Source organism: Desulfovectis peckii (assembly GCF_055391705.1).
In genome coordinates this window covers 716,839-743,056 of record NZ_AP042409.1, presented here as the reverse complement: position 1 = coordinate 743,056, position 26,218 = coordinate 716,839, and the positions used below count along the sequence as shown (strand labels likewise).

Annotated in this window: 29 protein-coding genes and 1 riboswitch; of the genes, 3 read left to right on the top strand and 26 right to left on the bottom strand. The window is 43.8% G+C overall.

Annotated elements, in window-relative coordinates; all coding sequences use genetic code 11:
* Nucleotides 1-49 precede the first annotated feature (49 nt).
* The 7 genes from ACZ5NG_RS03730 to ACZ5NG_RS03700 all read right to left on the bottom strand — a co-directional run bounded on the left by ACZ5NG_RS03730 (nucleotide 50) and on the right by ACZ5NG_RS03700 (nucleotide 4,830).
* On the bottom strand, nucleotides 50-517 hold the full coding sequence (locus ACZ5NG_RS03730; protein ID WP_464252659.1) for a hypothetical protein: 468 nt from the start codon (nucleotides 515-517) through the stop codon (nucleotides 50-52).
* Between the two features lie 61 nt (nucleotides 518-578).
* Nucleotides 579-1,028 carry a hypothetical protein gene (locus ACZ5NG_RS03725; RefSeq protein ID WP_464253102.1) on the bottom strand — a complete coding sequence of 150 codons (450 nt, stop codon included), beginning with the start codon at nucleotides 1,026-1,028 and terminating at the stop codon, nucleotides 579-581.
* 88 nt (nucleotides 1,029-1,116) lie between these two features.
* Nucleotides 1,117-1,356, bottom strand: coding sequence for a hypothetical protein (locus ACZ5NG_RS03720; protein WP_464252658.1), 240 nt, complete (start codon nucleotides 1,354-1,356; stop codon nucleotides 1,117-1,119).
* Between the two features lie 68 nt (nucleotides 1,357-1,424).
* Nucleotides 1,425-2,195: a pseudouridine synthase gene (locus ACZ5NG_RS03715; protein WP_464252657.1), complete on the bottom strand. Its 771-nt coding sequence runs from the start codon at nucleotides 2,193-2,195 to the stop codon at nucleotides 1,425-1,427.
* A gap of 92 nt (nucleotides 2,196-2,287) precedes the next feature.
* Nucleotides 2,288-2,821, bottom strand: a complete 534-nt coding sequence (locus tag ACZ5NG_RS03710) for a spore maturation protein (RefSeq protein ID WP_464252656.1) — start codon at nucleotides 2,819-2,821, stop codon at nucleotides 2,288-2,290.
* Nucleotides 2,822-2,823: 2 nt separating this feature from the next.
* On the bottom strand, nucleotides 2,824-3,414 hold the full coding sequence (locus tag ACZ5NG_RS03705; RefSeq protein ID WP_464252655.1) for a nucleoside recognition domain-containing protein: 591 nt from the start codon (nucleotides 3,412-3,414) through the stop codon (nucleotides 2,824-2,826).
* Between the two features lie 90 nt (nucleotides 3,415-3,504).
* Nucleotides 3,505-4,830 carry a purine/pyrimidine permease gene (locus ACZ5NG_RS03700; RefSeq protein ID WP_464252654.1) on the bottom strand — a complete coding sequence of 442 codons (1,326 nt, stop codon included), beginning with the start codon at nucleotides 4,828-4,830 and terminating at the stop codon, nucleotides 3,505-3,507.
* 213 nt (nucleotides 4,831-5,043) lie between these two features.
* Here ACZ5NG_RS03700 and ACZ5NG_RS03695 point away from each other — a divergent pair, with 213 nt between their 5' ends.
* Both ACZ5NG_RS03695 and ACZ5NG_RS03690 read left to right on the top strand, forming a co-directional pair.
* Entirely contained in the window at nucleotides 5,044-5,382 is a 339-nt protein-coding gene (locus ACZ5NG_RS03695) for an ArsR/SmtB family transcription factor (RefSeq protein WP_464252653.1), read from the top strand.
* Nucleotides 5,375-5,707: a hypothetical protein gene (locus tag ACZ5NG_RS03690; protein ID WP_464252652.1), complete on the top strand. Its 333-nt coding sequence runs from the start codon at nucleotides 5,375-5,377 to the stop codon at nucleotides 5,705-5,707. The genes ACZ5NG_RS03695 and ACZ5NG_RS03690 overlap by 8 nt, the downstream gene beginning before the upstream one ends.
* Nucleotides 5,708-5,748: 41 nt before the next feature.
* On the opposite strand, the gene ytfJ is transcribed toward ACZ5NG_RS03690, so the two are convergent.
* A complete protein-coding gene (gene ytfJ, locus ACZ5NG_RS03685; RefSeq protein WP_464252651.1) occupies nucleotides 5,749-6,162 on the bottom strand; it encodes a GerW family sporulation protein in 414 nt (137 codons plus the stop codon).
* Between the two features lie 391 nt (nucleotides 6,163-6,553).
* Here ytfJ and ACZ5NG_RS03680 point away from each other — a divergent pair, with 391 nt between their 5' ends.
* Complete coding sequence (locus ACZ5NG_RS03680; protein ID WP_464252650.1) at nucleotides 6,554-6,844, top strand: hypothetical protein; 291 nt, start codon at nucleotides 6,554-6,556, stop codon at nucleotides 6,842-6,844.
* Here ACZ5NG_RS03680 and ACZ5NG_RS03675 read toward each other — a convergent pair.
* From ACZ5NG_RS03675 to ACZ5NG_RS03590, 18 genes are all read right to left on the bottom strand, one after another.
* Entirely contained in the window at nucleotides 6,841-7,530 is a 690-nt protein-coding gene (locus tag ACZ5NG_RS03675) for a DUF2953 domain-containing protein (RefSeq protein ID WP_464252649.1), read from the bottom strand. The genes ACZ5NG_RS03680 and ACZ5NG_RS03675 overlap by 4 nt on opposite strands.
* Before the next feature lie 393 nt (nucleotides 7,531-7,923).
* Entirely contained in the window at nucleotides 7,924-8,820 is an 897-nt protein-coding gene (locus tag ACZ5NG_RS03670; RefSeq protein ID WP_464252648.1) for a Gmad2 immunoglobulin-like domain-containing protein, read from the bottom strand.
* A 199-nt stretch (nucleotides 8,821-9,019) separates the two neighbouring features.
* Entirely contained in the window at nucleotides 9,020-9,598 is a 579-nt protein-coding gene (gene scpB, locus ACZ5NG_RS03665; protein WP_464252647.1) for an SMC-Scp complex subunit ScpB, read from the bottom strand.
* The gene (locus ACZ5NG_RS03660) at nucleotides 9,579-10,337 is read right to left on the bottom strand and encodes a segregation and condensation protein A (RefSeq protein ID WP_464252646.1); all 759 of its coding nucleotides are present in this window, start codon (nucleotides 10,335-10,337) and stop codon (nucleotides 9,579-9,581) included. Before ACZ5NG_RS03660 ends, scpB begins: the two co-directional genes overlap by 20 nt.
* A 258-nt stretch (nucleotides 10,338-10,595) precedes the next feature.
* On the bottom strand, nucleotides 10,596-11,582 hold the full coding sequence (trpS, locus tag ACZ5NG_RS03655; protein ID WP_464252645.1) for a tryptophan--tRNA ligase: 987 nt from the start codon (nucleotides 11,580-11,582) through the stop codon (nucleotides 10,596-10,598).
* Nucleotides 11,583-11,596: 14 nt separating this feature from the next.
* A complete protein-coding gene (locus ACZ5NG_RS03650; protein ID WP_464252644.1) occupies nucleotides 11,597-12,229 on the bottom strand; it encodes a site-2 protease family protein in 633 nt (210 codons plus the stop codon).
* On the bottom strand, nucleotides 12,222-14,858 hold the full coding sequence (locus ACZ5NG_RS03645) for a CBS domain-containing protein (protein WP_464252643.1): 2,637 nt from the start codon (nucleotides 14,856-14,858) through the stop codon (nucleotides 12,222-12,224). Before ACZ5NG_RS03645 ends, ACZ5NG_RS03650 begins: the two co-directional genes overlap by 8 nt.
* Nucleotides 14,859-15,012: 154 nt before the next feature.
* Entirely contained in the window at nucleotides 15,013-16,353 is a 1,341-nt protein-coding gene (gene lysA, locus ACZ5NG_RS03640) for a diaminopimelate decarboxylase (protein WP_464252642.1), read from the bottom strand.
* Between the two features lie 155 nt (nucleotides 16,354-16,508).
* Nucleotides 16,509-16,686: riboswitch (Lysine riboswitch) on the bottom strand.
* 133 nt (nucleotides 16,687-16,819) lie between these two features.
* Nucleotides 16,820-17,800, bottom strand: a complete 981-nt coding sequence (locus ACZ5NG_RS03635; RefSeq protein ID WP_464252641.1) for an acyl-CoA dehydratase activase — start codon at nucleotides 17,798-17,800, stop codon at nucleotides 16,820-16,822.
* A 35-nt stretch (nucleotides 17,801-17,835) separates the two neighbouring features.
* A complete protein-coding gene (locus ACZ5NG_RS03630; protein WP_464252640.1) occupies nucleotides 17,836-18,948 on the bottom strand; it encodes a CoA protein activase in 1,113 nt (370 codons plus the stop codon).
* Nucleotides 18,949-18,950: 2 nt separating this feature from the next.
* Nucleotides 18,951-19,958: an acyl-CoA dehydratase activase-related protein gene (locus ACZ5NG_RS03625; protein ID WP_464252639.1), complete on the bottom strand. Its 1,008-nt coding sequence runs from the start codon at nucleotides 19,956-19,958 to the stop codon at nucleotides 18,951-18,953.
* A 163-nt stretch (nucleotides 19,959-20,121) separates the two neighbouring features.
* Entirely contained in the window at nucleotides 20,122-21,675 is a 1,554-nt protein-coding gene (locus ACZ5NG_RS03620) for a spore germination protein (protein ID WP_464252638.1), read from the bottom strand.
* Nucleotides 21,653-22,240 carry a stage V sporulation protein SpoVABEA gene (gene spoVAEA, locus ACZ5NG_RS03615; protein WP_464252637.1) on the bottom strand — a complete coding sequence of 196 codons (588 nt, stop codon included), beginning with the start codon at nucleotides 22,238-22,240 and terminating at the stop codon, nucleotides 21,653-21,655. The genes ACZ5NG_RS03620 and spoVAEA overlap by 23 nt, the downstream gene beginning before the upstream one ends.
* 35 nt (nucleotides 22,241-22,275) lie before the next feature.
* Nucleotides 22,276-22,461, bottom strand: a complete 186-nt coding sequence (locus tag ACZ5NG_RS03610; RefSeq protein WP_464252636.1) for a dodecin family protein — start codon at nucleotides 22,459-22,461, stop codon at nucleotides 22,276-22,278.
* Between the two features lie 329 nt (nucleotides 22,462-22,790).
* A complete protein-coding gene (gene sigF / locus ACZ5NG_RS03605) occupies nucleotides 22,791-23,567 on the bottom strand; it encodes an RNA polymerase sporulation sigma factor SigF (protein WP_464252635.1) in 777 nt (258 codons plus the stop codon).
* A 9-nt stretch (nucleotides 23,568-23,576) separates the two neighbouring features.
* Nucleotides 23,577-24,017: an anti-sigma F factor gene (spoIIAB, locus tag ACZ5NG_RS03600; RefSeq protein ID WP_464252634.1), complete on the bottom strand. Its 441-nt coding sequence runs from the start codon at nucleotides 24,015-24,017 to the stop codon at nucleotides 23,577-23,579.
* 16 nt (nucleotides 24,018-24,033) lie between these two features.
* The gene (gene spoIIAA, locus ACZ5NG_RS03595) at nucleotides 24,034-24,372 is read right to left on the bottom strand and encodes an anti-sigma F factor antagonist (protein ID WP_464252633.1); all 339 of its coding nucleotides are present in this window, start codon (nucleotides 24,370-24,372) and stop codon (nucleotides 24,034-24,036) included.
* Nucleotides 24,373-24,557: 185 nt separating this feature from the next.
* The gene (locus tag ACZ5NG_RS03590; protein WP_464253101.1) at nucleotides 24,558-25,682 is read right to left on the bottom strand and encodes a D-alanyl-D-alanine carboxypeptidase family protein; all 1,125 of its coding nucleotides are present in this window, start codon (nucleotides 25,680-25,682) and stop codon (nucleotides 24,558-24,560) included.
* Between the last annotated feature and the right edge of the window lie 536 nt (nucleotides 25,683-26,218).

Genomic DNA, 26,218 nt, shown 5'->3' with positions numbered 1-26,218 from the left:
ATATTACAGCGGTCTGCTAAAATCAACCATTGCGGGCCGTACATTAACTTTAATCGGCATCTTTCATTTTTACACTGCCAACCCGCTTAACCTCTCCGTTAATCGTTAATTTATGGCCTACTGCCGGCTTGATAATATTATCGGTAGTGTTAAATACCTGTACACTTACCGGATGCTCATAAAAAGTACCGTCTATTTCTATCAAATCACCATGATATACCGGTATGGTTAAATAGCGGTCTTTAAATTCACCCACTTCCGTACCGTTTACCAGCACCTTTAGATGTGGCAGTGTACTGAAGTTTTCCAGATAAAAAGTAATGTGCTCATCCTGCCAGTGCACAATATTATCGTCAAATATTTCACTGTCTGATCCTACTTCGGCCATTACCGTTCTAAAAGGATCCCCTACCACCATTGCCTGTACAACAACTAAAGCCACCGCTGTTAAAACAACCAGCCGCATCAATAATTTATCTGCTTTATCAAGAAAATCAACCGGCCTTTTGCTACGCACTAAACAACGCCCCTTGTTTGCAGGTTTGTTGTTATATATGCAGAAAAAAAACAAATTATTCTTAGCGGCCGTTATATTTGCGCTCTAGGTGAAGGCGATAATTCTTTAATTCTTCTGAGATCCTAAACAGCAATCTTTCAATTCCGTACTTAGATAATTGAATAGATTGCGGTTCTATAATTTCAATGGTGCGAAAGTCCTCACGGGCGATAAAACAAAGAACATCTTGTAATGTATCCGCAGTGACGGTAAGTACTACCGGAGCATAAGCTATATCGCTTTTGCTGATTTCATCATATATGGTATACACTTCCACACTCATGTCGATATCTTCAATGGTAATTCCCTGCATCGGCACGTTGCGAAACAAGGCCACCTGCTGGTCTCTGATTTCTTCTGCTACCTTTTCGGTGTTTTTCCCTCCAAAGAACAGCTTCCCTGGCCGGCCTACACCCTTAAAATCCAGCCGTATTCTGGCTCGCACATGATTATTTGCCTGTTCTTCTGCCATTATGTTCAAAAAAAGTCCCCCCTAAGGACAAAAATCTACCGGTCATTAGTAGATATTCGCCTTAGTGGATAAAAAATCCTGCAAACAGTTACCACTGGATGTCCTTAGCTCCGCAAATAGGGCAAGTATCAAAGTAATGTTCGGGATCCTCATATGCTTCCTGGGCCTCATCAAGATCAGCACCCTGACATTCCATGCTGCTGATTGAACCGTCTTCTTTAAATCTGGCTACCAAGCCATAAGGCGGTGCGTTAGCGGTATCCGACGCCGGTGGAATTTTAGAAGAAGCTAAACTGTCATCATTACCACAAACGCGACAACGCGGCACGATTTCAGCCCCCCTTAGTTTTGTTAACCTTAATATAACTATATTGGGGATTATCTATGCATACTTGATTAGTATTTCTTTTTATGCCTCTTTATGTAAGTTTTTTCAGGAGCTAATCCGGCCGCTTTTTTTAATGCGGTCACCTCGGCTTTAGTTAGTTCACGCACATCCCCCGAAGCCAGCTTGCGCAATTCCAGCGGTCCGAATCTGATACGTACCAACCTAAGTACCGGATGCCCAATATGTTCACACATCCGGCGTATTTGGCGGTTTCTCCCTTCGCGAATCGTTATTTCTAAAAGAGCGTTTTTATTTAACACATGAGTTAAATAGACTTTTGCCGGTGCGGTTTTGCCGTCTGCCAACTCCACACCTTGAGCAAGCTGCTCCAGTTTATCTACTGAAGGCATACCCTTCACTCTAACTTTATAGGTTTTAGATACTTGATGCTTGGGATGGGTAAGGGCATAGGTAAGGGCTCCGTCATTGGTTAATAACAACAAGCCTTCGGAATCGTAATCTAATCTTCCTACCGGGTAAATACGCTCTTTTAAATCCATCTTTTCTTTAACCAAATCGATTACCGTTTTTCGACCGCGCTCGTCTTTTACCGTACTGACATAGCCTCGGGGTTTATTGACCATGATATAGACATAATTTTTTTTAGCAGATATTTTTCGGTTATTTACATGTACAATATCCTTTTCCGGGTCGATTTTAGTGCCCAACTCCCGCACTACTTGCCCGTTAACTTTTACTTTGCCTTGTAATATCAATTCTTCACACTTGCGCCGGGAAGCTACACCGGCATGAGCTAAAAACTTCTGCAATCGCTCCATAGTTACCCGCCTTCCTACATTCTGAAAAATTATAATGCCCAGTTAAACAACCGGGCATTCTTGTATTCTACATTATATTAGCAAAACCTTTTTTAACCAAACATGGCGTTAACAATAAACACAGAGGCAACTAAAGTGGTAAAATCAGCGGCTAAACCGCTGACCACCGCATAGCGGTACTTACGCACCCCAACGGAACCAAAATATAAAGTGAGCACATAAAAGGTGGTATCACTGGTGCCCTGCATGGTAGACACCAGTTTGCCAATAAAGCTGTCCGGCCCATGGGTTTTAATGATATCGGTAGCGATTCCCAGTGCCGCCCCACCGGAAAGGGGACGCATAATAGCGTGTGGCAGCACTTCTGAGGGAAATCCGATTCGATCTAAAAAAGGTGACAAAATGTCTGCCATTAACTGCATGGCACCGGATGCCCGAAAGACGCTTATTGCCACCAACATCGCCACTAAAAAGGGAATTGTCTTCACAGCCGTAGAAAATCCCGCCTCGGCACCTTCAACAAAGGTTTCATACACCGGTACCTTCTTAATAAAAGCGGCCAGCGGTACCACCAGCAATACAACGGGAATGGCCCAGCGGGAGATCTCATTAATTAATGCATACATTTTTATTTCCCCCGCAGTTCGTAAATTTGCCGCAGTATTCGATCCACAATTACAGCTACCGTCATCCCGCAAACAGTGGCAAATATTGTGGTTCCAACAATGGCAGTGGGTTCTGCCGAACCATACATCAATCTAATACCGATAATAGTTGTCGGTATTAAAGTAATGCAGGAAGTATTCAGTGCCAAAAAGGTACACATGGCATCGGTTGCGGTATCCGGCTTTTTGTTTAGTTTTTGCATTTCCTGCATGGCAATTAACCCCATCGGTGTGGCCGCATTAGACAATCCGAGAACATTAGCGGAAAGATTCATCACAATTGCTCCTATCGCCGGATGATCTTTGGGTATACTCGGAAACAAAAATGCAGTAATGGGCCGCACCAAGCGGGCCAGTGCTTTAACTAAGCCGGCAGCCTCAGCCAACTTCATAATTCCCAGCCAAAAGGTCATAATGGCAATTAGGCCCAGACTGACTTTAACAGCAGTATCTGCTCCTTCAAATGCAGCCTTTGTGACCACTTCAATATTTCCTTGAGCGCCGGCAACAATAATGCTGACTACAATCATAAACAGCCAAATGTAATTAACCATAAACTTCACCCCCACAGCTCGTCAGTCTTGTCCTTTTTTAAAGTTATGAGGCGTGAAGTTTAATTAGAACCTGATTATGGTCAGAGTAAATTACACATCGTTTTTAAAATACCTTTGGGACAGTATTACATGCTCCAGCAATAAACACAGCAGCATGCCGGCTACAAAACCGTTGCCGAGGATATAACGCAGCATTACCGGCACACCGGCAAAGGCTGCCGGTGGCAAGGTCAATATGCCGGTACCGATCAACAGCGGAATGCCAATAACAAAAACCTCGCGGGCGGTAAAGTTTAAACGGGCATAATCCTTTAAGGCAAAGCCGAGCATTTGGCAAAAGGAAACCAGCAACACCGAATAACCCACCGGGCCGGGAATAGAGCTGAGAAAGGTACCGACCGGCGGAAAAAAGCCCATCATCATCATTAATGCCGCAAACACGACAAACGGTACTCTGGAAGCCACACCGGTTAAACTGACTAAACCGGCGCTGGCCGAATAAGGCACCACCCCAACCGTAGCACCCACGCCGGAAAGAATATCGGCGACACCGGTAAAGGTAACACCGCGGTCATAAGTTTTGGGAGGTAATGTAATATCCAAGGTGCGTTCCATGGCCAAAATGCTGGCCACCAGATTAGACAGCACCAATAGTCCGGTAAGTACAGATACTAAAATAATGCCGGGATCAAAAGTAGGTGTGCCCCAAGCAAACAAAGCGGGAAACTGAATCAATTTGGTACCGCTGAAGTCAATCGCCGGTGCCAGATTTAAAGGTACTGCCGCCAGCCAACCAAGGGCGGTACCGATTAAAATAGCAATGCTGCGCACAAATCCGCCTGCTTTTAAGTTGATGAAAATAACAACGGCAACGACAAATAACGACAGCATTGCTGCCGCCGGATCCACTGCCGGGTGTTCATCTGTAATGCCAAGCATGCCCCTAATAAAGCTTCCGGAAAGCTGCAGACCCAAAAGCATTAGTACCGTTCCGGTAACTGCCGGGGTAAATAACTTAAGTGCGCGGCCCATCAAACCGGTCATCCCCAGCACAATCATCACCAGCCCGGCTGCAATCACGCCGGCCTCCAAATCTGTCCGCAGCACCGCTAAATCTTTGCCTAAGGCCGGTGCCATCGCCGCCAGGGTAATAAAAATCCCCCACCACATGCCTGCCGGGCCTTCAATAATCGGCAGTCGGTGGCCAAACAAAGCCTGCAGTATTGATGCCAAAGAAGCAAAAAACATCGTCCTTTGCATTAATTCGGCAATGCCGCCGGAATCCAAACCCAGCGCATTACCCACAATTATAGGTACCACCGTTACATTCACTAGGTTGTAAGCTAACCATTGAATAGCATAAAGCAGCGTACGCGATACAGGCGGTCTGTCCTCCAGTTGATACAAAACAGGCATCGTATTACTCCTTAAAAGCGACGTTTAATACTACTATTTCTTTATAACACATAATAAAGAAGAAAGCCAAAGACTTTATTTTTGCTTGACAAATTATTTCACCTGTAATATAATTCTTACAGGTGAAATATAACCTTTTGTTACCACTTGAAAGGAGAATATAAAATTAACAGTAAGAAAAATAAAACACCTATCTCACCTTCCGGGGACGAATTGCTCGCTATCTTAGAAGCGCTGGCAAACCCTCTGCGGCTAAAAATTATTGCCACACTAAGAGATAGGCGTGTTCATGTAAGTCAATTAGCCCGTGAGGTGATGATCAGCAGACCTTTACTCTACATGCATTTAAAGCGTTTGGAAAAAGCAGGATTGGTAACCAGCCAGTTGGAGTTATCAGAAGACGGAAAAGCATTAAATTTTTATGAGCTGGTCCCCTTTACGCTAATCTTGAGCCCGGAAAGTATTGCCGAAGCGGCAAAAACACTTACTATTAAAAAGACCGGCAGCACTGATTCAGACGCTGCCAAGCAAAAGGAGGATAAAAATGAATGAGGAAGTAGTTTTTGGCCTTAGCGGTATGGGGTTTATTCTGGTAATTCTCACGCTAATTACCATTTTGGCTGTGGTGGTGATATCCCATGCTTTTAAAACCCAGCAGACCAAAGCAATCAGTAAAGCAGAAATTGCCAGGGATGAAGCCTACCGCAAACTCGCTGAGGAAGCTGTTAAAATACAGCAACAAATGACTGAAGAGCAACAAAGGATGAGCAAAGATTTATCTGAGATAAAGAAACGTATGCGTTTATTGCAACATTTCTTGACGGGCAGGGGTAAAGAGGGCCTCTTCAAATTTATCGTTATACTACCGCTCTTATAATATAAAAAAAGCGCGAACTGTCGCGCCTTTAAAAAAACATATTACTGCATCATATCGTTTTCAGGGGTGTTTCTTTTATCCTTACTGCACATTGCCTGCATTTTATCAATTATACAAGGCAACATATCAATTAAGCGATCAAACATAACATTGTTATCAACAGGCAGTAATCTGATTTGGCCGTTGCCGACCACTAAAAAGCCCATTGGTTGTACCGAAACACCGGCACCGCTCCCCCCGCCAAAGGGGGTGCCTTTTGGTTCTTCTCCCTTTCCATGGTTTATCTGGTAGTCTCCACCTCCGGCAGCAAAACCGCAGGCCACACGGGAAATGGGGATAATTACACTGCCGTCCGGAGTTTCCACTGGATCGCCCACTACCGTATTTACATCTACCATATCTTTAATGCTCTCCATCGCTGTTTTCATTAAAGCTTCTATTGGATGTTCACCCAATATATTCACTCCCTATCTATACGTTTCAAGATTTAATAACCCGTCTAACCATAATATTGCCAACGGAATTTCTAATTATGCAGTCAACAGATGGGGTTTTATTAACTGTCGGGCATATGATTTTATGCTATTCTGCTTCGGCAATATTACCCCAAGGAAAATCTGCCCTTAGTTGAGGCAAAACCTGTTCTTCCGCTTCACCGGGCTGCCGGAGCTAATCATCCGCTAATTGGTTCATGATTATTTGTCTCCGTTTGCAGGAAAACATTTTAACCCATCCCAAGGTGTACCCGATTAACCGAAGTAAAAAAATTCCTTTTCATCTATTAAGGAAAGTTATACTGCAGGTTGAATATATTTTTATTAAACAAGATAAAAAGGATGATTTGCTTTGCAAAAAAATTATTTTCTTCAAGTGCTGTATATATTAAATTACTTTATCGGCACAGTTGTCGTGCTTGCCGCTTTTTATCTATATATTACAAAAGGAGCGCTAATACCTTTATATATTGCCTTAGCCATTATAATAGCCGGGCCTATCGAATCGCTGTTGAATATCTACATCAACAATTATATGTATGCCGGTGAAAAAAAGAAAAAGTATTATATATCTATTGTAGACAACGTCACCAGCTTAGCCTTTTTAATATTTCTGGGGCTGGCTGTTTGGGCAGCGGTTTAACCCTTTTTATGCGGAATGACTACTTTTAGGCCGGTAACAAAAAGCCAAAAATTTTTAACCTCAAACAAACAATCCAGATCAGTATGAAACTCGGTTTGATCAAAATTAGGTTCAACGTTTAAATACGGCTGTTCATTTGGCGGAATGACATATTTAAAAATATAGGTAAGCATATTGGTTTTAAACATCCAAGCAATACCGGTAGCAATGCCGGTAGCGGCGGCATCTCCGGTACCAAATTTAGTACTCCATTTAAATCTTCGGCAGTGTACATGCTGAAATAAAAATTTTGCCGCCGGAGAAAAGCGGTCATATAAATCCCTCATTCGCTTTATTTTCTTTCGCAGCTTATTCCAATCAAAGGGAAGGGATATTGCACTATCTAAGTTCTTGAGATTATCTTTTTTACCCGGAACACCAATTAACCAAGTAACAATGCGCCGCACCAAAAAACCGGATCTTTTTGTCCCACCGGAAAACTTAATATTAAAGCCGGATTTTTCGGTTTTTGCATCTACTGAAGATATCTTAAATTTAAACGGAGGTAATTTCCAAATTGCCATTTCTAACCGAATTAAATCGTGATTATTTTTTCGCTGATAACGAAACCTCACTTTTAACGGTAATAAAAGAAGGATTGCCAGCAGCAGTAATATTACTAATGCTATAACGCAAATTAAAATCACTGCATTGGCTCCCTCCTAAAAGTAGTCTATTAGCTTATTTTTCCTTATTTGGCAATAGTTATACACCCCGGCAACTACCATCAAATTAAAAGCTAATAAATAATCAATTTTATTTATCGGTTAATTGATAGTTGATTGAAAGTGAACCGGTTTACCCTCAAACAGTCCTCAGCACCAAAGCCCTGTTAGCCATGCTCTCTGAATGTGTCGGCAGATTGAAAGCATAAGGTCCAATAGCCTAAGCACCTACAAGCACTTTTTCATTGACAGGAACGGTCTTCTTGCCGTTCCGTTGTTTTTTATAACCGACGGCACGGTCCAGGACCGTGCCCTTCAATTTGTTGATTAGTTACTGCTTGGATTATAGGCGGGAAAACATGCCCGCCTGTTAATTTACGGCTGCAATGCCTCCTGATCTTCTTTATTTACATTGGCATGTCCCGGTTGTAAGTACACGGCGACAGAAGCTCGACCGTTTTCCGATTGATCTTGCGGATTGATTAAAACTGCTTCTACAAACCCCTGCTCCTGCTGCTGTGGCGGTGCAAAGTTTATGACGGTAGCAAAATTATTATCTGTTAATTTAACCGGTTTTTCAGCTATTACTTCTCCCGCTGAATTTATTATGCGAATGCGCAGTTCTGCATCTAAGGCAGCAACTACCCCACTGACTTCTACCGGGTTTCTAACGGCATCCCCCGGCATGGGGTTGGTGATTCTAATAGCCGGACCTTGAGGTTTTTGAGGCTCATTTTGGGGTTGATTCGGCAGCTGTGCCGTCTTATTTTGTGCGGTAGTATTATTGGGCTGAGCGGTTGGCTTAGCATTTACATGACTAAGTTGAAAACCCACAGCCTTCGGTTCACGCTTTAAACTAAACTTAGCTATCAGCGGTTTGTCAGTTTTGGCATCACCGGCCTCAGTTTCCTCATAAGATAATTTCACATTTAGCCAAGTATAGTTTTCATCAAGAATACGCTGCTCTATTTTATCAACTGTTACGGTTACATTTTGCTGCAGCGCTTCAGGGAAAATAATAATATATCCTTTACCGTTTGCACCGGAATAAGTAATAAACTCTTGGTCTTTTGCATCCTGCATAGTCTTTACTTGTTTCTTTATTACATCCGGTGCCCCATTTAATTTGATGATATCAAAAGAAAGGTCGGATACTTCGGGAACCACAATGGTTTCGGTTTTCGGCAGCGGTTTTTTCTCTGCCGTGCAGGCAGTCAGAAGTAAAGTAAAAACTGTGATAATTACGAGCAGTAGTTTTATTTTTTTAGGCAAAACCTTCACCCCCGTATTATATGTGCTGATGTTATTCTGCACTGGGGATGATTATTTTTATTCCTGCGGAATACAAGCTTTTGCTGCCAATAGAAGGGGTTATAATAGCAAAAGGTAGGAAAAAAGTAAAATGGTAAGCCCGCAAAGCTCACCTGTCCAAATTGCGGCAGGCAAAAATGAGGTGTATTAAGGCGGGGCGTTAATTTTTGTTTGGCAGCGACAATTGAGACGGATGTTCTTCTTCTTCAACTTCTTCGGTAAATTGGTCTAAATCCGGCAGTTCGGATAGATCTTTAAAACCAAAGTGCTTTAAGAATTCAGTGGTCGTGCCGTATAAAACCGGTCGCCCCGGGCCGTCGCGCCGCCCCTTTTCTTCAATCAATCCGCGTTCCAACAAGGTGTTTAAGCTGCTGTCAGGTTTTACACCGCGGATCAATTCCAGTTCCGCCTTTGTGATCGGCTGACGATAAGCAATGATGGCCAGTGTTTCTAAGGCAGCACGGGAAAGGGTGCTGCTGCTTTGTTTTTTGTATAATCGTTCTACATAAGGAGCAAATTCCGGTTTGGTAGCTAACTGCCAACCGCCTGATAACTCAACAACCTGCAGGCCGCGGTTACTCTTTTGATAATCTTGTCGCAGTTCTTGAAGCAGTTCTAAAGCATCGGCCTCTTCTATTTCTACTAAGCGGCAGATATCAGCTACCGGTAAAGGTTCAGGAGTTACAAAAAGCAACACTTCTATGGCACTTTTTATATGTTCACGAAACATTACTGTCATGCAGCACTTCTTCTCCTTTTACAGGTAAAATCAATATTTCGGCAAACTGTTCCTTTTGAATCAATTGAATTTGACCTAAATGAAAAAGCTCTAAAATTGCTAAAAAGGTGACCACAACCTCCGCGCGGCTTGCCTGCCGCGCAAAGGCAGCATTAAAAGGCAGGCCGTGAGGATGGCGCACCAAACGGCGCAATACATGGGCCATTTGATCTTCTATTTTGATTTCTTCTGCCCGCACTACCGGCGGTTGCACCTTTTCCGCTCTTTTCAGTACTTGCTGCAGGGCATCTATCAGGCAGTAAAAATCTACTCCGGCCAAAGGTTGGGACCGGCGAAACAGTGCTTGATACATTTCTATGTTGTTTTGCTTAGTATAAATCTTACCATGAATTTGCTGCCGCTCTTTTAAAAACTGCGCCGCTTCTTTATACTTTTTGTATTCTAACAGCCGCTGGACTAACTCCTGCCGCGGATCGACCTCTTCATCTTCCGGTTCTTCATCAAGAGCGGGCTTAGGTAACAATGTTTTGGCCTTAATAGCCAGCAAGGTTGCCGCCATCACCAAAAATTCGCTGGTTAGTTCTAAATCCAGCTCGCGCATGGTGTCAAGGTAGTCCATATACTGCTTGGTAATTGCGGCAATGGGAATATCCTGAATATCCACTTGATTTTTTTTAATCAGGTGCAGCAGCAAATCAAGGGGTCCTTCAAATGCTTCCAACTGCACGGTATAGGCCATTAACCCACCCCATTCTTATATTAGCACAGTTAGTTGGAAAAAGATGTTAAATTTTGTATTTGTGCGCACATATAAATGAACCAGCTCCCTCCGGGTGCCGGGCGGCCTGTGCTTTCATCCTTATTTTTTAATTAAGTTGAAAGTGAACCCGCTGACGCTCAAACAGTCCTCGGCACTAATCCTCCGTTAGCAATGCTCTTTGAATTAGTACACATAAGAACGGGCAGGGATGGAACCCTGCCTCTACATCCTGCCCGTTTAAATGCCCACTGTATTCCGCACCAGTTCCATGGTTTCGGCAGCCGCTTGGCGTGCCTTTTTTTCTCCTTCGGCTAAAATTTCATCTACAAAACCGGGGCGTTTTAAAATTTCATTTCTTCTTTCCCGCAGTGGCAGCTGATATTCGTCCAACACCTTTGCCAACTGTTTTTTACACTGCACGCAGCCAATTTGCCCTTTGCGGCACAGTTCCCGAATACCTTCATGTTCGGCTTCAGCGTATATGCCGTGATACTTATCAACAACGCAAACATCGGGATTGCCGGGATCGGTTTTTCTGATTCTGGCCGGGTCGGTAATCATCGCGTTTACCTGTTTTTTAATTTCATCCGGTTCGGCAGCCACAGTAATAAAGTTCTGGTAACTCTTACTCATCTTGCGGCCGTCTATTCCCGGCAGTGTTTTTACTTTAGAAATCAGTGCCTGCGGCTCGGGGAAGACTTTTTTACCATACATAAAATTAAACCGGCGGGCCAACTCCCGGCTCAATTCCAAGTGGGGAAGCTGATCTTCACCAACCGGCACTGTATCCGCCCGGTACACTAAAATGTCGGCCGCCATTAAGAGCGGATACCCCAAAAAACCGTAGGTATTGATATCCTTACCCGCTTTACCCAGCTGCTGCACTTGGTCTTTGTATGTCGGCACCCGCTCCAACCAAGACAGCGGAGTAATCATTGAAAACATCATGTGCAGTTCCACATGTTGTGGCACATGTGATTGTACAAAAATAACGCTTTTTTCCGGGTCTAAGCCCGCTGCCAGCCAATCTATTACCATTTCTCTAATGTTATTTTTAATTTCCTTGGTTTCATCAAAGGAAGTTGTGAGCGCATGCCAGTCGGCGACCATGTAGTAGCATTTGTATTCTTCCTGTAGTCTAATCCAATTTTCCAACACGCTTAAATGGCCGATATGCAATCTACCTGTCGGACGCATGCCACTTAAAATAACACCTTTTGCCATATTACCTCACCTTTCTAGAGAAATAAACTTAAGCTTAGATTTGCAATGAGTGTCATAATATCTATAATTGGTGCTATTATCTTCCAAAGCAGCGGGCCTAAAAGCCCGGTAAATAAAAGCAGCAGTAATATAATCGTGCCGTATTGCTCTAGGTAATCCAACCAGCGCTGGTCACCGGGCAGTAATCCGGCCAATATTTTGCTGCCGTCCAAGGGCGGTATCGGCAGCAGGTTAAAAATTGCCAACACCACATTTATTTGAATCATCATCACCATTATATCATTCAGCGGTTTTGAGCCCAATGTTACCACAAAACCAAACAAAATTGATGCAATTACGGCAATAATTAAATTAGAAACCGGTCCGGCCAGTGATACCAGCATTAAACTGCGCCTCATGTTTCCTTTTAAATTATATGGGGTTACCGGTACCGGCTTAGCCCAGCCAAATCCAACAATAAATAACATCAGAAAACCGATTATATCAATATGAGCCAGTGGGTTAACGGTTAGCCTGCCCATATGCTTGGCGGTAGGGTCACCTAATCTATATGCCGCCCATCCGTGGGCAAGCTCATGAAATGTCAACCCGATAATAACTGCGGGTAACAGTACCCCAACTTGATATGGAGTCGGAATATTAATCACCAGATTGTTCCCCTTTCAAAAGCTTATCCATGTACTTCTTAGCAAACGCAATTTCTTCTTCCCGGGTTTTTACTTCTCCGTCCAGTCGGGCCAGCCAAACAGCTTCCAGTGTTTTTCGGTATAAGGGACCGGGCTTATAGCCCATCATCAACAAATCCGTACCGGTAATTTGCGGCTTGTTGTCGCGAATAGTTTCCATTACCTGGCGGAATCTTTGAATTGCCAGCCTATCATCCATTATTGCCAAAAACATTGGATAAGCTTCACGCGGCAGCATTTGCATAATCATTGCCTGCTGAGACAGTTTTTCTGTAGCCGGATCTGCCAGTTCTTTTAAAGCCTGCCGCCAGTGGGTAATAGCAGTAATTACTTTTTCTGTTTGACGGCGACCGATAACGAAATTTGCACATACTTTTTTCGCTGTCTCCACATCGCTCCAATGCAACAGGGCGATAAAGTAAGGCAGCCAGCTTTCACTCGGTTCCGCCCAACCCCAATAACGCAAAACCATCAATGCCTGAGGTATTTCGGCAATCACCGGTTGAACTTCCCAGTAAGTAATTTCCGGGAAAATCTGCTCCCAGATGCCCAGTTCAGCCATACGGTCCAACATATCCGCCGGCTCCGGCTCGCTTAGAATTACTTTCAGTTCTGACCAAACGCGTTCGCGGGCTACCCTTTTCAGTACCTCTTCTTTTAGGGCCTCATGCAGTAAGCGCAGTGTTTGTGGGTCCATATGCATTTGGTAGCGCTGTTCAAAGCGTACTGCTCTTAAAATCCTTATCGGGTCTTCAATAAAGCTTAAATTATGCAGTACCCGCACAATACCGGCATACAAATCCTCTCTGCCGCCAAAAAAATCTATCAGTTCGCCAAAGGAATCAGGATTCAGCGATATCGCCATGGCATTAATGGTAAAGTCACGCCGGTATAAATCGTGCCGCAATGATGATGTTTCTACAGTAGGCATGGCCGCGGGATATTCGTAAAATTCCACCCGGGCGGTGGCTAAATCAATCCAAGAACCGTTTTTCAAAAGCACCTCAGCAGTACAAAACTTTTCATGGATGCGCACTTTGGCATTTAATTTTTCGCCCAGTGCTTTAGCCAAGGTAATGGCATCACCTTCGATAATAAAATCTATATCGTTGTTTTCTACATTTAACATTAAGTCCCGTACAATACCGCCACCGATATATACATTATAGCCGTACTGCTGACCCAATTTGCCTACCAGTTTCAGCAAATCCATTACACTTGGCTTTAGCACGCGCTTCATCATATTGGCATAACGCACTTTATTGCTGTTGCCTTGATGGTAAGTAGTACGAAACTTACCTTCAAAGTCTGTATGCAGTGTACGCAGCATATCGCTTCTGGTAACTATACCGATTACTTTGCCGTTATCCACAACTGGCAGGCGGCCGATATCAAATTCAATCATCATATCTTGCACCTGGGTAATCGGTGTATCCGGTGTGACGGTGTGTACATTGACATTCATATACCCTTTAACAGGGGCATGTCCTAATCCGTGGTGCATTGCTTTCTCTACGTCCCGGCGAGAAATAACGCCCACCATTTCTAAACCGCGCACTACCGGCAATCCGGTGTGGCCATAGCGCAGCATTATTCTGTTTGCTTCCTCAATGGTTGTATAGGGATGGACTGTTTTCACCGGATAGGACATAATATCTTTTGCGGTCATTTTCGGCCTGATTTGCTCGGCTAATTCCGTAAGCAGCTGCTGTTTTATTTCCGACAGGGCAACACCTTTCACACTGGCTGAAGCCGCAGCAATATGTCCGCTGCCGCCAAAAGCAGCCATGATGTCCCGACAGTTTACTTCAGGTTCTGAACTGCGGGCCACGATATGCACCCGATCTTCCATATGGACAATAACAAACACCGCATCTGTCTGCTCTATTTCGCTTAATTTGTGCGCCAACACAGCCAGCCCGTCAATAAATTCATCTTCGCTGGCAGTAGCAATCAGTACTTTCACGCCGTTAAACTGATGATGTTCGGATGACATCAGCAGGTTTTTAAACAATTCCTGCTGGTCGTCGTTTAGCGGGCGGTTTAAATACTCGGCAACCACACTTAACTTAGCCCCCTGGCTTAGTAGATAAGCCACTGCCTCCACATCCCGCGGCGTTGTGCTGGAAAACACCATACACCCGGTATCATCGTAAATACCTAACGCTAAAATCGTTGCTTCCAGTGGGGTTAAGGGGATATTTTGGGAGCGAATTCTTTCAACCAGCAGTGTTGTAGCCGCACCAACCGTTTCAATTACTGATACTTCGTAGTTTAACCCACATTCTGCTGCCGGGTGATGATCGTAAATGTATATTTTTACGTTTGGATTATCCATTACTTTAGCCAATTTGCCGATGCGATTGCGGGAGTGGTTATCAACAATGATCAGCCGGCGCACTTTCTTTAAGTCAACCAGTTTTAAAGGCTTGATTCTCAGCATATCTTTATACAGTGCCAAAAATTCTTCCACGTGGCGTGATATTTTACCCGGAAATACAATGTAAGCCTCCGGGTATAGCTTTTGTGCGGCAACCATTGCCGCCAAGCCGTCAAAATCGGTGTTTGTATGAGTAGTGATAATGTCCATACCAAACAGCTCCTCAATAATTTGCAATGCCTTAAATTATAACATAATAATTGGAAGATATTAAGAAATTTCGCATAATTAATTAGCAATTTGTTTAATTTCTGACAGCACTGTAAAAATAAAAAAAGCACCCGTACGGGTGCTGCAAGGAAGCTTATCTTAAACTAGCAATATTTAGTACTTTGCTTTTTAGCTTGTCGGGAATAATGTCATTGCGAATGAGATCGGCATAGCTTTCCCGGCGCACAATTAAATCTGCATGCCCCTCATTTACCAATACCATTGCCGGACGGGGCAGGCGGTTATAGTTCATCGCCATGCTGTAATTATAGGCGCCGGTACTGCTGACCACTAAAATATCTCCTGATTTTACCGCCGGAAGCGGCAAGTTCCAAATTAAAATGTCACCCGACTCACAGCATTTCCCGGCAACAGTAACTGTTTCTGTTGGCTGCTCATTCATCCGGTTGGCCAAATAAGCCTCATATACCGCTTGATATAAGGCCGGTCGGGGATTGTCGCTCATACTGCCGTCAACAGCTACATACTTGCGCACACCGGGAATATCTTTAATTGCACCAACGGTATATAAGGTGCTTCCTGCCGGGCCGGCAATCGAGCGTCCCGGCTCTACCAACACTTTGGGCTGCGGCAATTTATAAATTTCCGCCTGTTCAATTACAGTTTTCATTACAATATCGGCATATTCTTTAATTGAACAAGGCCGGTCGCCTTGCGAATAATATATCCCCAAGCCACCGCCCAAATCTAACTCACGGGCTGTATAACCGGTTTCATCTCGGACTTGACCTACAAAGTCCATCATTACTTTTGCTGTATGGGCGTAAGTTTCTAATTCAAAAATTTGTGAGCCAATATGGCAGTGAAAACCGCAAAGATTAATGTTTTCTAACTCTAATGCACGGCGCACACCTATATTCGCCTGACCGTTTTCTACCACTAAACCAAACTTAGTATCAACGTGTCCGGTTCGGATATATTCGTGAGTATGGGCATCGATACCGGGTGTTAATCTAAGCAGCACATTGGCTGTGGTATTCATTTCGCCGGCTAACTCATTGAGCATTTCCAATTCATACAGATTATCAACTACAATCCGACCTACTTTGTACTCTAAGGCCAGGCGAATCTCGCTCTTTGTTTTGTTGTTGCCGTGAAAGTACACTCTGTCCATAGGAAAGTTTGCCTGTATAGCAGTATAAAGTTCGCCGCCGGAAACTACATCTAAACTCAAACCTTCCTGATCAATTATGCGGCAAATTGCCAAAGTCAACAGAGTTTTGCCGGCATACAAAACTTCAGCATTATAGCGTTCAACAAAAGCTTGGTAATAATTACGGCAGTTTTGCCTAAAATATGCTTCATCAATAACATATAAAGGGGTACCGTACTCCCGAGCGAGCTCTACAGTGTCGCAGCCGCCGATTTCTAAATGTCCTTTGTTGTTAATGCGCATAGTACCCTGCAGCTTCATCCGGTAAACCTCCTCATAAAATATTACGCTGCTGAGGATCCAAATTGTGCATATGGAATAAGGTATAAAGCAAATGAAATTATTGGCAAAAACAAAAAAACGAACCAACAGGTAATTCCATTGGATCGTCTTTGACCGCATAAATTACCTCTTGCCAGTGAGATAGCGCTCCACACAGATTTACTGTGTGACAGTTCGGCACTTATTCAATGCCGACCCAGCCCGCCAGGTACGGTATAACTGACGAACTTCGGCGAACAACCCTTTCTTTTCGGATCATCGAACCGCTTCTCCCCGAAAATACTCTTGTATGTTCGCGCCTCTACCACACCTCCAGCAAAGAGATGAGGTAAATATATTCAGTTAAATATTTACCCAGATACTAACATGCCGCAAACATTTTAGTCAAGCAGTGAATTAAATGTATTAAGAATACAATACTTTTATATTATACCATAAAATTTTACTAGCTAATTTTAGCCTGTTCTCGGGCTAAAGCATTTGACCACTTGCCGCAGCGATCTCCCCAGCGGGCAATAATTTCTCCCTCTTGGTTAATTTCAATAACTTCGCACATATTTGGGCAGCCGTCACATTCAAAGCTCCCTGCATGAATAGACATATTTGCTACTTCAAACCCTTTAAAATTGGTCCTGCCGGTTTTGCTGACCGCTTTTTTAGCCAACAAGGCAGCACCGACCGCCCCCATTACATCATAGTGTTGCGGAACATGTATTTCCATACCCAGCTCTTTTTCAAAAGCTTTGCGCATGCCGATGTTTGCCGCTACACCGCCCTGAAATACTACCGGGGGCAGTATTTCTTTGCCCTTGCCAACATTATTTAAGTAGTTTCTCACCAAAGCTTCACATAATCCGGCCACTATATCCGGCAGTTCAAAGCCCATCTGCTGCTTGTGAATCATATCAGACTCGGCAAACACCGCACAGCGTCCGGCAATGCGCACCGGTGTTTTACTCTTCAAAGCAAGCTCACCAAATTTTTCAATGGGCACATTTAAGCGGCTGGCCTGCTGATCTAAGAAAGAACCGGTTCCTGCCGCGCACACGGTATTCATGGCAAAGTCGGTAACCACACCGTTGCGCAAGATAATTATTTTAGAATCCTGGCCGCCGATTTCCAATACCGTTTGCACATTGGGTATCTGCTGTGAAGCCGCCACTGCATGTGCGGTAATTTCATTTTTTACTACGTCGGCGCCTACCAGCACGGCGGTTAAGTGCCTGGCACTGCCGGTAGTACCCACACCTTTAATTTGGGTACTGGCCGGAAGCATTTTTGCCAACATTCTTAACCCTTGTTGAACGGTAGCAATGGGCTGTCCCTGAGTGCGCAGATAGAGCTTTTCTAAAACTTCGTTGTTTTCATTTAAATAAACAATATTTGTACTTACCGATCCGACATCTATTCCCAGATATCCAAACACCTATTAAATTACCTCCTTAACAAGCCAATGAAACCCTATATCGAAATTTTGGCCGCTGTATCCGATGTTTTGCGCGGTTTATTTTTAACTAAATCGACAAAAGCTTCTAACCTGGTAATCATGCCCGCTTCACCGGAATGTTCGTCAACAATTAAGGTCATTATCGGCATATCCACTGCAGCCTCAACTTTAGGCAGAATACTTTGCGCCACAATCTCCGGCATGCAGGTAAAGGGAAACAGCTGAATCGCTCCGTCAAAACCTTTGCGGGCATAAAGCACCGCACTGCCGACAGTCTCGATACCGTGACCGCCCACAAAGTGATTTAAAAAAGGAGCGGCATACCGGCGGTATTCTTTACTGCTGCGGATACCTTTTAGCAAGCCCATAAACAGGTGATCGTTAATCCACTCGCTTAAATAAATTGAACGGTCAACCTCTACCCCCATTCTTCCTAAATGACGCTCGATATTTAGGTTGGCAAAAGGCTCCAAAAGGGTAAAGATTTCACCGATGATCGCTATCTTAACTACCGGACGCCGGGGATCGATCTTTACACTGTTCATAATCTCTTTACTTCGTACCATAGCCAGTTTTAATTCCGGTATATCTTTGGCCTGATCAATCTCTTTTAATGCCGCTTTTAAAGCCCGGTCGGTTTCTCCCGGAATAAGTTCCCGCGGCCGAATTTTAAATGACATTATCTCTACATCATCTACCGCGCGGCTTTTCATATAGCCAAACCTAATACCCTGAATAACTTGCCACCATGACTTGTTCCCAACAAGTTGTTTAATTCGCGCCGTTAATTCAGTAATGTGTTTTTCCGGGGGTTCTAAAACAATTATTTGATAATCGTAACCTAAGTCTTTTAATATTGCGTGTTCTACTTGGGCATAATAGCCAAAACGGCAGGGGCCGCAGCCCCCGGCCATGACAATGGTATCTGCACCCAATTCGTAAGCTTCTATAAAGTTGCCGATATTTAGTTTTAACGGCATACAGGCAAATTCCGGTCCGTATTTGGTGCCCAAAGTTAAAGTACGTTTACTTGAAGGTGGCGGCAGTACTACCTCAACACCTAAGTATTCCAATATTCCCTTAGCGCATATGTAAAGGTTGCCCATATGCGGAAATGTCGCTTTCATTGTTATGCCCCGCTTCCTAATAAAAATTCCTGTTTAGATTTCTTCCAGCGCACCATATCCAAAAATGCCTCAATTCTGGTAATAACACCGGCCTCACCGGTGTGTTCGTCTATTGTTAGGTTTAGAAATGGCAAATGCCCGGTTCGGCGGTTAAACCGTTCAATCAGTTCACCGGTCATCGAATCCAACCCACAGGCAAAGGCCGTTAAATGAATCATGCCGTCAATATCATCGGCAGTTGCATAATGGTAAGCGGCTCCAATTGTCCGCTGCCCCATTGTCCAAAATAGTTTTTTGGGAAGTTTTTCAGTTTCCCGGCGAATGATTTCATCTGACAATTGTTCCGGCGTTACTACCTGTGCCCCCATCGCCTTTAGTTTTTTAATAATATTCATGCTGATATATTGATCGTAGATATTATAGGGATGACCGATCAGCGCAATTTTTAAACTGCCGGCCTCTTTTTTTTCTAATGTTTTTTGGCCGCGTTCCAGTATGGCAAAGGCTTCTTCCGGCCGGTAACCCTGCAGTAACAGCTGGCGGTAATGGTACAGAGCTTTTTGTCCGTTAAGCTGAGCCTGCCAAATTTTATAAACGTTATTGGTAAACATCCGCCCAATTTGTTTGTAGACCCCTTTTAAGTCATTGGGATTTTTATGCATATTAACCGTCACATCAATGACCGGCGGCAGTCCGCCGATATTCTGTTTTACCATATCAGGAAAGCCTAAAAATTTAGGACAGGTATATTCTCTTTTAGCTACACTGACTAAACGGGGTAAAAAGATAAAATCTACGTCTTTCTTAGCCAAATTTAAAACATGCCCAAATGCAACCTTAATCGGCAGACAGGCTTCGTCTACCGCAATCTCCACACCGTCATCGAGTATCTTTTTATTGGTTTTGTCAGAAACCACCACTTGACAGCCTAAACTTTCTAAAAAACCCTTCCATAGCGGATAATAGTAGTAATAAAAAAGCACTCGCGGAATACCAACCTTAAAAGACATAGCAGCCCTCCTAAAAAGACATCTTCCTTTAGTATGGACATGTTTTATGAAAAATAATCCAAAGATATTTAAAAGGGCTGAAGCAAGACGATTGTTTAGCTCGCTTTGCCACAGCCCTTTTAACAAAAGTTTACAATGCAGCACTTTAGATTTACACTGCGCCTTATTCTTCTTCCCCTTCGCTGCTACGCCGGCGGCGTTTGTACGGTTTTTTTGCCGGTGATAAACGCGGATTGCGTACCGACTGGCGAATGGATTCTTTTGGCTTCAGTATACTGGGCCGAGTATTTTGCTTGGCCACCGGTGTACGCACAAAGATCGTCTTTAGATGCTGCCAGTTAAAGGGAATCAGCGGCCACAGGTAAGGCACCCCAAAAGACTTGGTTTGGGCCAGGTAAACAAATACGATTAATGTAGCGATAATTAAACCGGGCAAACGGAAGGCCGCTACCGCAAGCAGTAAAAACAGCCTGACCAAACGGGTCGCCCACGATAGTTCATAACTGGGTGTTAAGAAGACACCAACCATTGCTACCGCGGTGTACATAATTACTTCGGTGGTAAATAATCCTACTTCTACCGCCATTTCACCGATTAACAAGGCAGCAATAATACCCAGTGAAGTAGCTAAGGGTGTTGGCGTGTGAATCGCCGCTAAGCGAATCCAGTCGACCGCTAACTCCGCCAGCAAAAACTGCACAATGAGCGGTACTTTTCCCGGATCGTTTGGTCCGATATATTTTAATCCCGGAGGTAACAATCCCGGTTCCAGGACAAACAAAAGCCATACTGGCAGTAAAAATATGGAAATAAAAATACCTATGTACCGCGCCCAACGCACATATAATCCTACTGCGGGGTTTTGCCTGAACTCTTCGGCATGCTGCATCTGATCCCAAAGTGTGACCGGTGCAATAATAACACTGGGCGAGTTATCCACCATCACTATTATTCGCCCTTCCAGCAAATGATTGGCAGCTACATCCGGGCGTTCAGTGTAGCGCACCTTCGGAAAGGGGTTCCAATAACTGCCGGGTGTAATTAATTCTTCAACCGCTTTCTCCGCCATGGACAATCCATCTATTTTGATTGCTTTTAGCCGTTCTTTAACTTCTTTCACCAAATCCGGATTAGTGATATCTTCAATATAAGCGATTACCACATCTGTCTTAGAACGCACGCCACATTGCATTACTTCCAGACGCAAGCGGGGATCTCTAATTCGGCGGCGAAGCAAAACAGAATTAAATAAAACAGTTTCTACAAAACCGTCACGGGAACCCCGCACCACTTTTTCTAAATCCGGTTCTTGCGGCTGCCGACCGGGATAGGCGCGCACATCAATAATTAACGCCTGATCCTCTCCGTCAATAACCATTGCCAGCGGCCCGGACATTATGTTATTAATGATGGTAGTCAGCTTGCTTTCTGCCTGCACTTGAATATGATTTACGTGTTCGGAGAGAAGTTTTTCCAAAGTGCGCACTGATATATCCTGCCGCTGTAGGGTATCTAAGTTGCGCAAGATAATTGTCATTACATCATCTTTAACCATGCCGTTTACATAATATAGGGCTATTCTCTTTCCGGCTACCGTCATTTTGCGGCAGATTATATCAAAACTTTTGCCTACCCCCAAAGCATCATTTAATACCGCAATATTTTCATCGATGTTTTTTGATAGTTTTGCTTCATCAATATCCGCGACCGTCGCCAAGATAACCACTCCTCTTCAACACTTCTTGCAGTGCTTTGGTAGTTAGGGGAGCACCGTGTTGAACTGCATCGTTGCCGCACATCTTTCCAATATCTCCGATACCCACTATTACGGGAATTTTTAATTCTTCTAATACTTCTACGGTGTCGCCGCGCAACCCCTCAGTCGGATTGGAAATGCAAAAGCCGTTTTTGTCTACCGGGCCGTTGACAACCTCGCCGGTATTGTCTATCGATTGATCAACACTGATACCGTCTACTCCTTCGGTGTTAGATGCCACGGCAACCACACCTAAAATTTCAATATCGGGATGCTGAGCAAGATAGCGAATTGCTGCTTCCCCCGGCCCTTCGCCGTTAAAACCTCGGTCATCCACCATCACCACAACCGGGTCATGTTTAGCCTGCATAATTTGCTGAGCTAATTCTTCTCCCGTCAACCTGGTAGGGTTACCCCAAGAGCAGGAAATACAACGGGCACCAATATTTCTGGCGGCTGTTTCTACCGCTTCCTTTGCTATAAGGTCACCGTCGGTAACCAAGATAACTTTCCTCTTCTCCGGCAAGCACACACCCCCAGATTAATTTCTTCGGTATATTTTTACTTACTGTAAATTTTCATTTTGGCCTGAAAGTTAACCAAGTTACCGTCAACTACGTCAGCCTTTAATCCGGTAATCTCTACACCGGTGATATCATCTAAGCTTTCAAATGCTTCAGTAATTGCATTTTGCACCGCTGAGCGCCAGCCTTTTTTCGATTCCCCAATCAATTCAGTAACATACATTTGACCTATTGTTTCCTCCTTTGCATTGTAATAATCCACTGCTATTATGTGTACCGCTTGGCGATTTAATACCATATTTCGGCTGTTTGTCATTGCCTAAAAGCAAGCAAGAAGGTGAACATTCGGTTTACGTAAGCAAAATACCTATAGCTAACACTGCTAACAAAATATAGGGGCGGCAAATAAGCCGCCCCCTTATTCGATAACGTTATAAGGACAGGTGTACTTCCCTGCCCTTAAAAAAAACGAAACATTGCTATAAAGGACGCCAAGGCAATCAACCTTGTATTTACGAAGCCTAGTTACCGTTACCCATAATCGCACAATGATTAAGAATTGCCGTTTTGAGCAAGCTGTCTAAGTTTTTTCAGTGCCTGTCTTTCCAGCCGTGACACCTGTACTTGAGAAATATTTAAGCGTTTGGCCACTTCCGACTGGGTTAAATCTTCAAAGAAACGCCAAGTAATGATTTTTCGATCCCGTTCCGGCAATTTTTCTAATAATTCCTTGATCGCCAAATGGTCTAACCAGGGGTTATCTCCGTCCGAATCGCTTTTAAGCTGATCCAGAACATATATCGGGTCACCGTCATCTTGATGTAAAGTTTCATAAATTGATGTGGGGTGCAGCGATGCCTCCAGAGCAGTAACCACTTCTTCGCGAGAACAGCCCAAATCATCTGCAATTTCCCCAATCGTCGGCTCCCGCCCTAATTTAGCGGTGAGACGGTCTTTGGTTATTTGAATACGATAAGCGGCTTCTTTTAAAGAACGGCTTACTTTTACCGGACTGTCATCACGTAAAAAACGACGGATTTCACCGACAATCATTGGTACCGCATATGTAGAAAATTTAACATCATAGTTTAAGTCAAATTTATCAATCGCTTTCATCAAGCCAATAGTACCAATTTGAAAAAGATCCTCCAAATCATAACCCCGGTTTTGGAACCTTTGCACCAAATTAAACACCAGCTTTAAGTTGCAATTTATCAACCTTTCCCTGGCTTCACGGTCATTAGCCTGTGCCCTTTTAATTAATTTGCGCATTTCCTCATCTTTTAACAGAGGAAAGCGGGGCAAATTCATTTCTTGTAATCTTCCCATAGTTACCGCCTAGTGTTCCGGATTTTCACCAACATTTAATTTTTTAAACATAGTTACCGTGGTTCCCTTACCCGGGGTAGAGTCTACCTGCAGCTTATCCATAAAGGAATTCATAAAGGTAAAACCCAGCCCCAACCTTTCCGGATCGCTGGAATAAGCCGGCTCCATCGCCTTTTTTATATCTGCAATACCCACACCGGTATCAGCTACTTTTATTTCTATACCGTTTTGGGCCAACGATACAGTTAATTGAATGTCTTTTTGAACGTCACCGCGGTAAGCATGAACTATACAATTGGTTACCGCCTCAGCCACCGCTACTTTAATTTCATCCAACTCATTCAAGGTATAATCCAGTTGAGAAGCAAAGGCCGCCACCGTTACCCGGGCGAAAGCCACATTCTCAGGTTTGCTTTTAAATTCCATTTTAAACTGATTAATTAGTTTCAATACCCTCACATCCTTATTAGCTGATTTTATCTACTGCTTCGGATTCATCATGATATTCACTGATAATATTTAACAGCCCGGAAAGTTCTAATATGCGCCTTACCTGAATTTGCGGTTTAATAATCGCCACTTTACCGCCTTTTTGGGTAAGTTTTTTATAACGTCCGAGAATTACTCCCAAACCACTGCTGTCGATATAAGTTACGTCAGTAAAGTTTAAAATCATGTGTCTTACATCATGTTTACTCAATGCCTCTTCCAAGGCATCTCTAAATTTATCGGCAACCGCCAAATCAAACTCACCGACCAGTCTAACCAACAGTATGTTTTTTTCCACGGCAAATTCCCACTGCATATTTTAATCCTCCAATTTACATGTTTAGGCTTGTTTTTAATTCTATTAATTGGTATATTTTTCCTTCTAAATAATAACACAATCTCTGTCGAAATAAAAACGGGGTTGTTGCATAATGGGCCTTCACACAAAAAAACTAAAGCACAACGAGCTAATGGCTCGTTGTGCTTCAACCGTCTAATCCATTATTTTTCCAAGCTGAAAACTTCGTTTAAAGTTTTTTCAATCAACTGCAGCGGAGAAGCTTTAGCTATATCTTCAGTGGCCACTAAGTCAACTTTGTATAATTCTTTACCGTCTTTCAGCACACTGTAAGTACCGACAACCTGGCCTTTTTTCACCGGTGCCTTTAGGCGCTGAGGGATATCGATCTTGCCTTGAATACCTTTATCTTCACCCCGCGGCACTACTACCGAAACCTGCTCAGCAGTGACTACATTAACTTGCTCAGCCATGCCTTTATCTACCGGCACCGTTTTTACCTTTGCCGCTTTTTCGGCCAGCACTACCGCCTGATAACGAGCAAAGCCGTAGTTAAACAGTTTAATGGTTTCTTGGAAGTGGCTTTTGGGCTGCGGGCAGCCTAATACCACCGACACTAAACGCAGGTTATCGCGCTCGGCCGAGGCGGCTAAACAGTATTTGGCTTCATTGGTCCAGCCGGTTTTGCCGGCATCACACCCCCGGTACCATTTTAAAAGCTTGTTGGTATTCCAAAGTTTAAAATCTCCACCGCGCAAATCATATTCATATATTGAAGATATTTTGCGAAACAGCGGGTATTTCAAAGCTTCCCGCAGAATTACCGACATATCGTTGGCACTGGTATAATGGTTTTCTGCCGGCAGTCCGGTAGCATTGACAAAATGTGTATTTTTCAGCCCCAACTCTTTGGCCTTATCGTTCATCATCTGCACAAAGACCTCATTACTGCCGCCAATATGCTCTGCTACCGCTACGCTGGCATCGTTGGCCGAGCCGGTGGCGATAGCAATAAGCATTTCCTCAAAGGTAAACTCTTCTCCCGGCTCAAGATAGATTTGGGAACCACCCATACTCGCTGCATATTCGCTGGCAGTAACTATGTCAGTCAGCTTAACCTGTCCTTTAGCCTCGGCTTCACAGGCCAAAAGCAAAGTCATTAATTTTGTAACGCTGGCCATTGGCAGCCGTTTATCCGGATTCTTGCTGTATAAAACCTGTCCGGTATGATAATCTAACAATACCGCGGACTCAGCGATAGTATCTAAAACAGGTGCATTTGTAGCCGGTGACGATTCCGTTTCCGCCCAGGCCGCAGCGGTAAACATGCCCGTCAGCAGTGACAGTGCTAAAACTATTGCGGTGACTTTTTTCAACTTAACTTCCCCCTTTGAAAATCCACTTGTTATCCTTTCGTTATTATGTTTCAATCGGGTAAAGTTAATGTTTAGTACATTTTGGATATTTATTGATCCCTTGGCTGATACTGTTAGATGAGCATTTAGATTACCTGCCCGTTCTCGCAAATGCAGCGTTGAGCCAAGGCATTTGACCTTATGCTTTCGATTAGCCGGCGCATTCAGTGAACATTGCTAACGGAAGATTAGTGCTGAGGACTGTTTGGGCGTTAGCGAGTTAACTTTCTTCTGATTAAAAAATTTAGGAGCGCCGGCATGTTTGCGGAAGGTAAATGGCCTTGGCGGCCTTCAGCCATTAATGTAATTTTTGCAGAATCTATGATGGGGAACACTCTTAACCGTCCAGTTATCAATAACCGGCGGCACGGTCAAGACACTGCCCTACCGGCCCCTACATAATTATCGATAATACTTGCGGAACGCAAATGCCTTGGCATCCTTTACCG

Coding starts and splice junctions, on each gene's coding strand:
- ACZ5NG_RS03725 (WP_464253102.1), bottom strand. CDS start 1,028: ATGGCAGAAGAACAGGCAAATAATCATGTGCGAGCCAGAATACGGCTG.
- ACZ5NG_RS03625 (WP_464252639.1), bottom strand. CDS start 19,958: ATGTCTTTTAAGGTTGGTATTCCGCGAGTGCTTTTTTATTACTACTAT.
- ACZ5NG_RS03705 (WP_464252655.1), bottom strand. CDS start 3,414: ATGGTTAATTACATTTGGCTGTTTATGATTGTAGTCAGCATTATTGTT.
- sigF (WP_464252635.1), bottom strand. CDS start 23,567: ATGGGAAGATTACAAGAAATGAATTTGCCCCGCTTTCCTCTGTTAAAA.
- lysA (WP_464252642.1), bottom strand. CDS start 16,353: ATGAAGCTGCAGGGTACTATGCGCATTAACAACAAAGGACATTTAGAA.
- trpS (WP_464252645.1), bottom strand. CDS start 11,582: ATGGCAAAAGGTGTTATTTTAAGTGGCATGCGTCCGACAGGTAGATTG.
- ACZ5NG_RS03715 (WP_464252657.1), bottom strand. CDS start 2,195: ATGGAGCGATTGCAGAAGTTTTTAGCTCATGCCGGTGTAGCTTCCCGG.
- scpB (WP_464252647.1), bottom strand. CDS start 9,598: ATGACAGTAATGTTTCGTGAACATATAAAAAGTGCCATAGAAGTGTTG.
- ACZ5NG_RS03710 (WP_464252656.1), bottom strand. CDS start 2,821: ATGTATGCATTAATTAATGAGATCTCCCGCTGGGCCATTCCCGTTGTA.
- ACZ5NG_RS03700 (WP_464252654.1), bottom strand. CDS start 4,830: ATGCCTGTTTTGTATCAACTGGAGGACAGACCGCCTGTATCGCGTACG.
- ACZ5NG_RS03660 (WP_464252646.1), bottom strand. CDS start 10,337: ATGGCCTATACCGTGCAGTTGGAAGCATTTGAAGGACCCCTTGATTTG.
- ACZ5NG_RS03590 (WP_464253101.1), bottom strand. CDS start 25,682: ATGTTTACCGCTGCGGCCTGGGCGGAAACGGAATCGTCACCGGCTACA.
- ACZ5NG_RS03690 (WP_464252652.1), top strand. CDS start 5,375: ATGAATGAGGAAGTAGTTTTTGGCCTTAGCGGTATGGGGTTTATTCTG.
- ACZ5NG_RS03630 (WP_464252640.1), bottom strand. CDS start 18,948: ATGAAAGCGACATTTCCGCATATGGGCAACCTTTACATATGCGCTAAG.
- spoIIAA (WP_464252633.1), bottom strand. CDS start 24,372: ATGCAGTGGGAATTTGCCGTGGAAAAAAACATACTGTTGGTTAGACTG.
- ACZ5NG_RS03610 (WP_464252636.1), bottom strand. CDS start 22,461: ATGTATGTTACTGAATTGATTGGGGAATCGAAAAAAGGCTGGCGCTCA.
- ACZ5NG_RS03645 (WP_464252643.1), bottom strand. CDS start 14,858: ATGGACATTATCACTACTCATACAAACACCGATTTTGACGGCTTGGCG.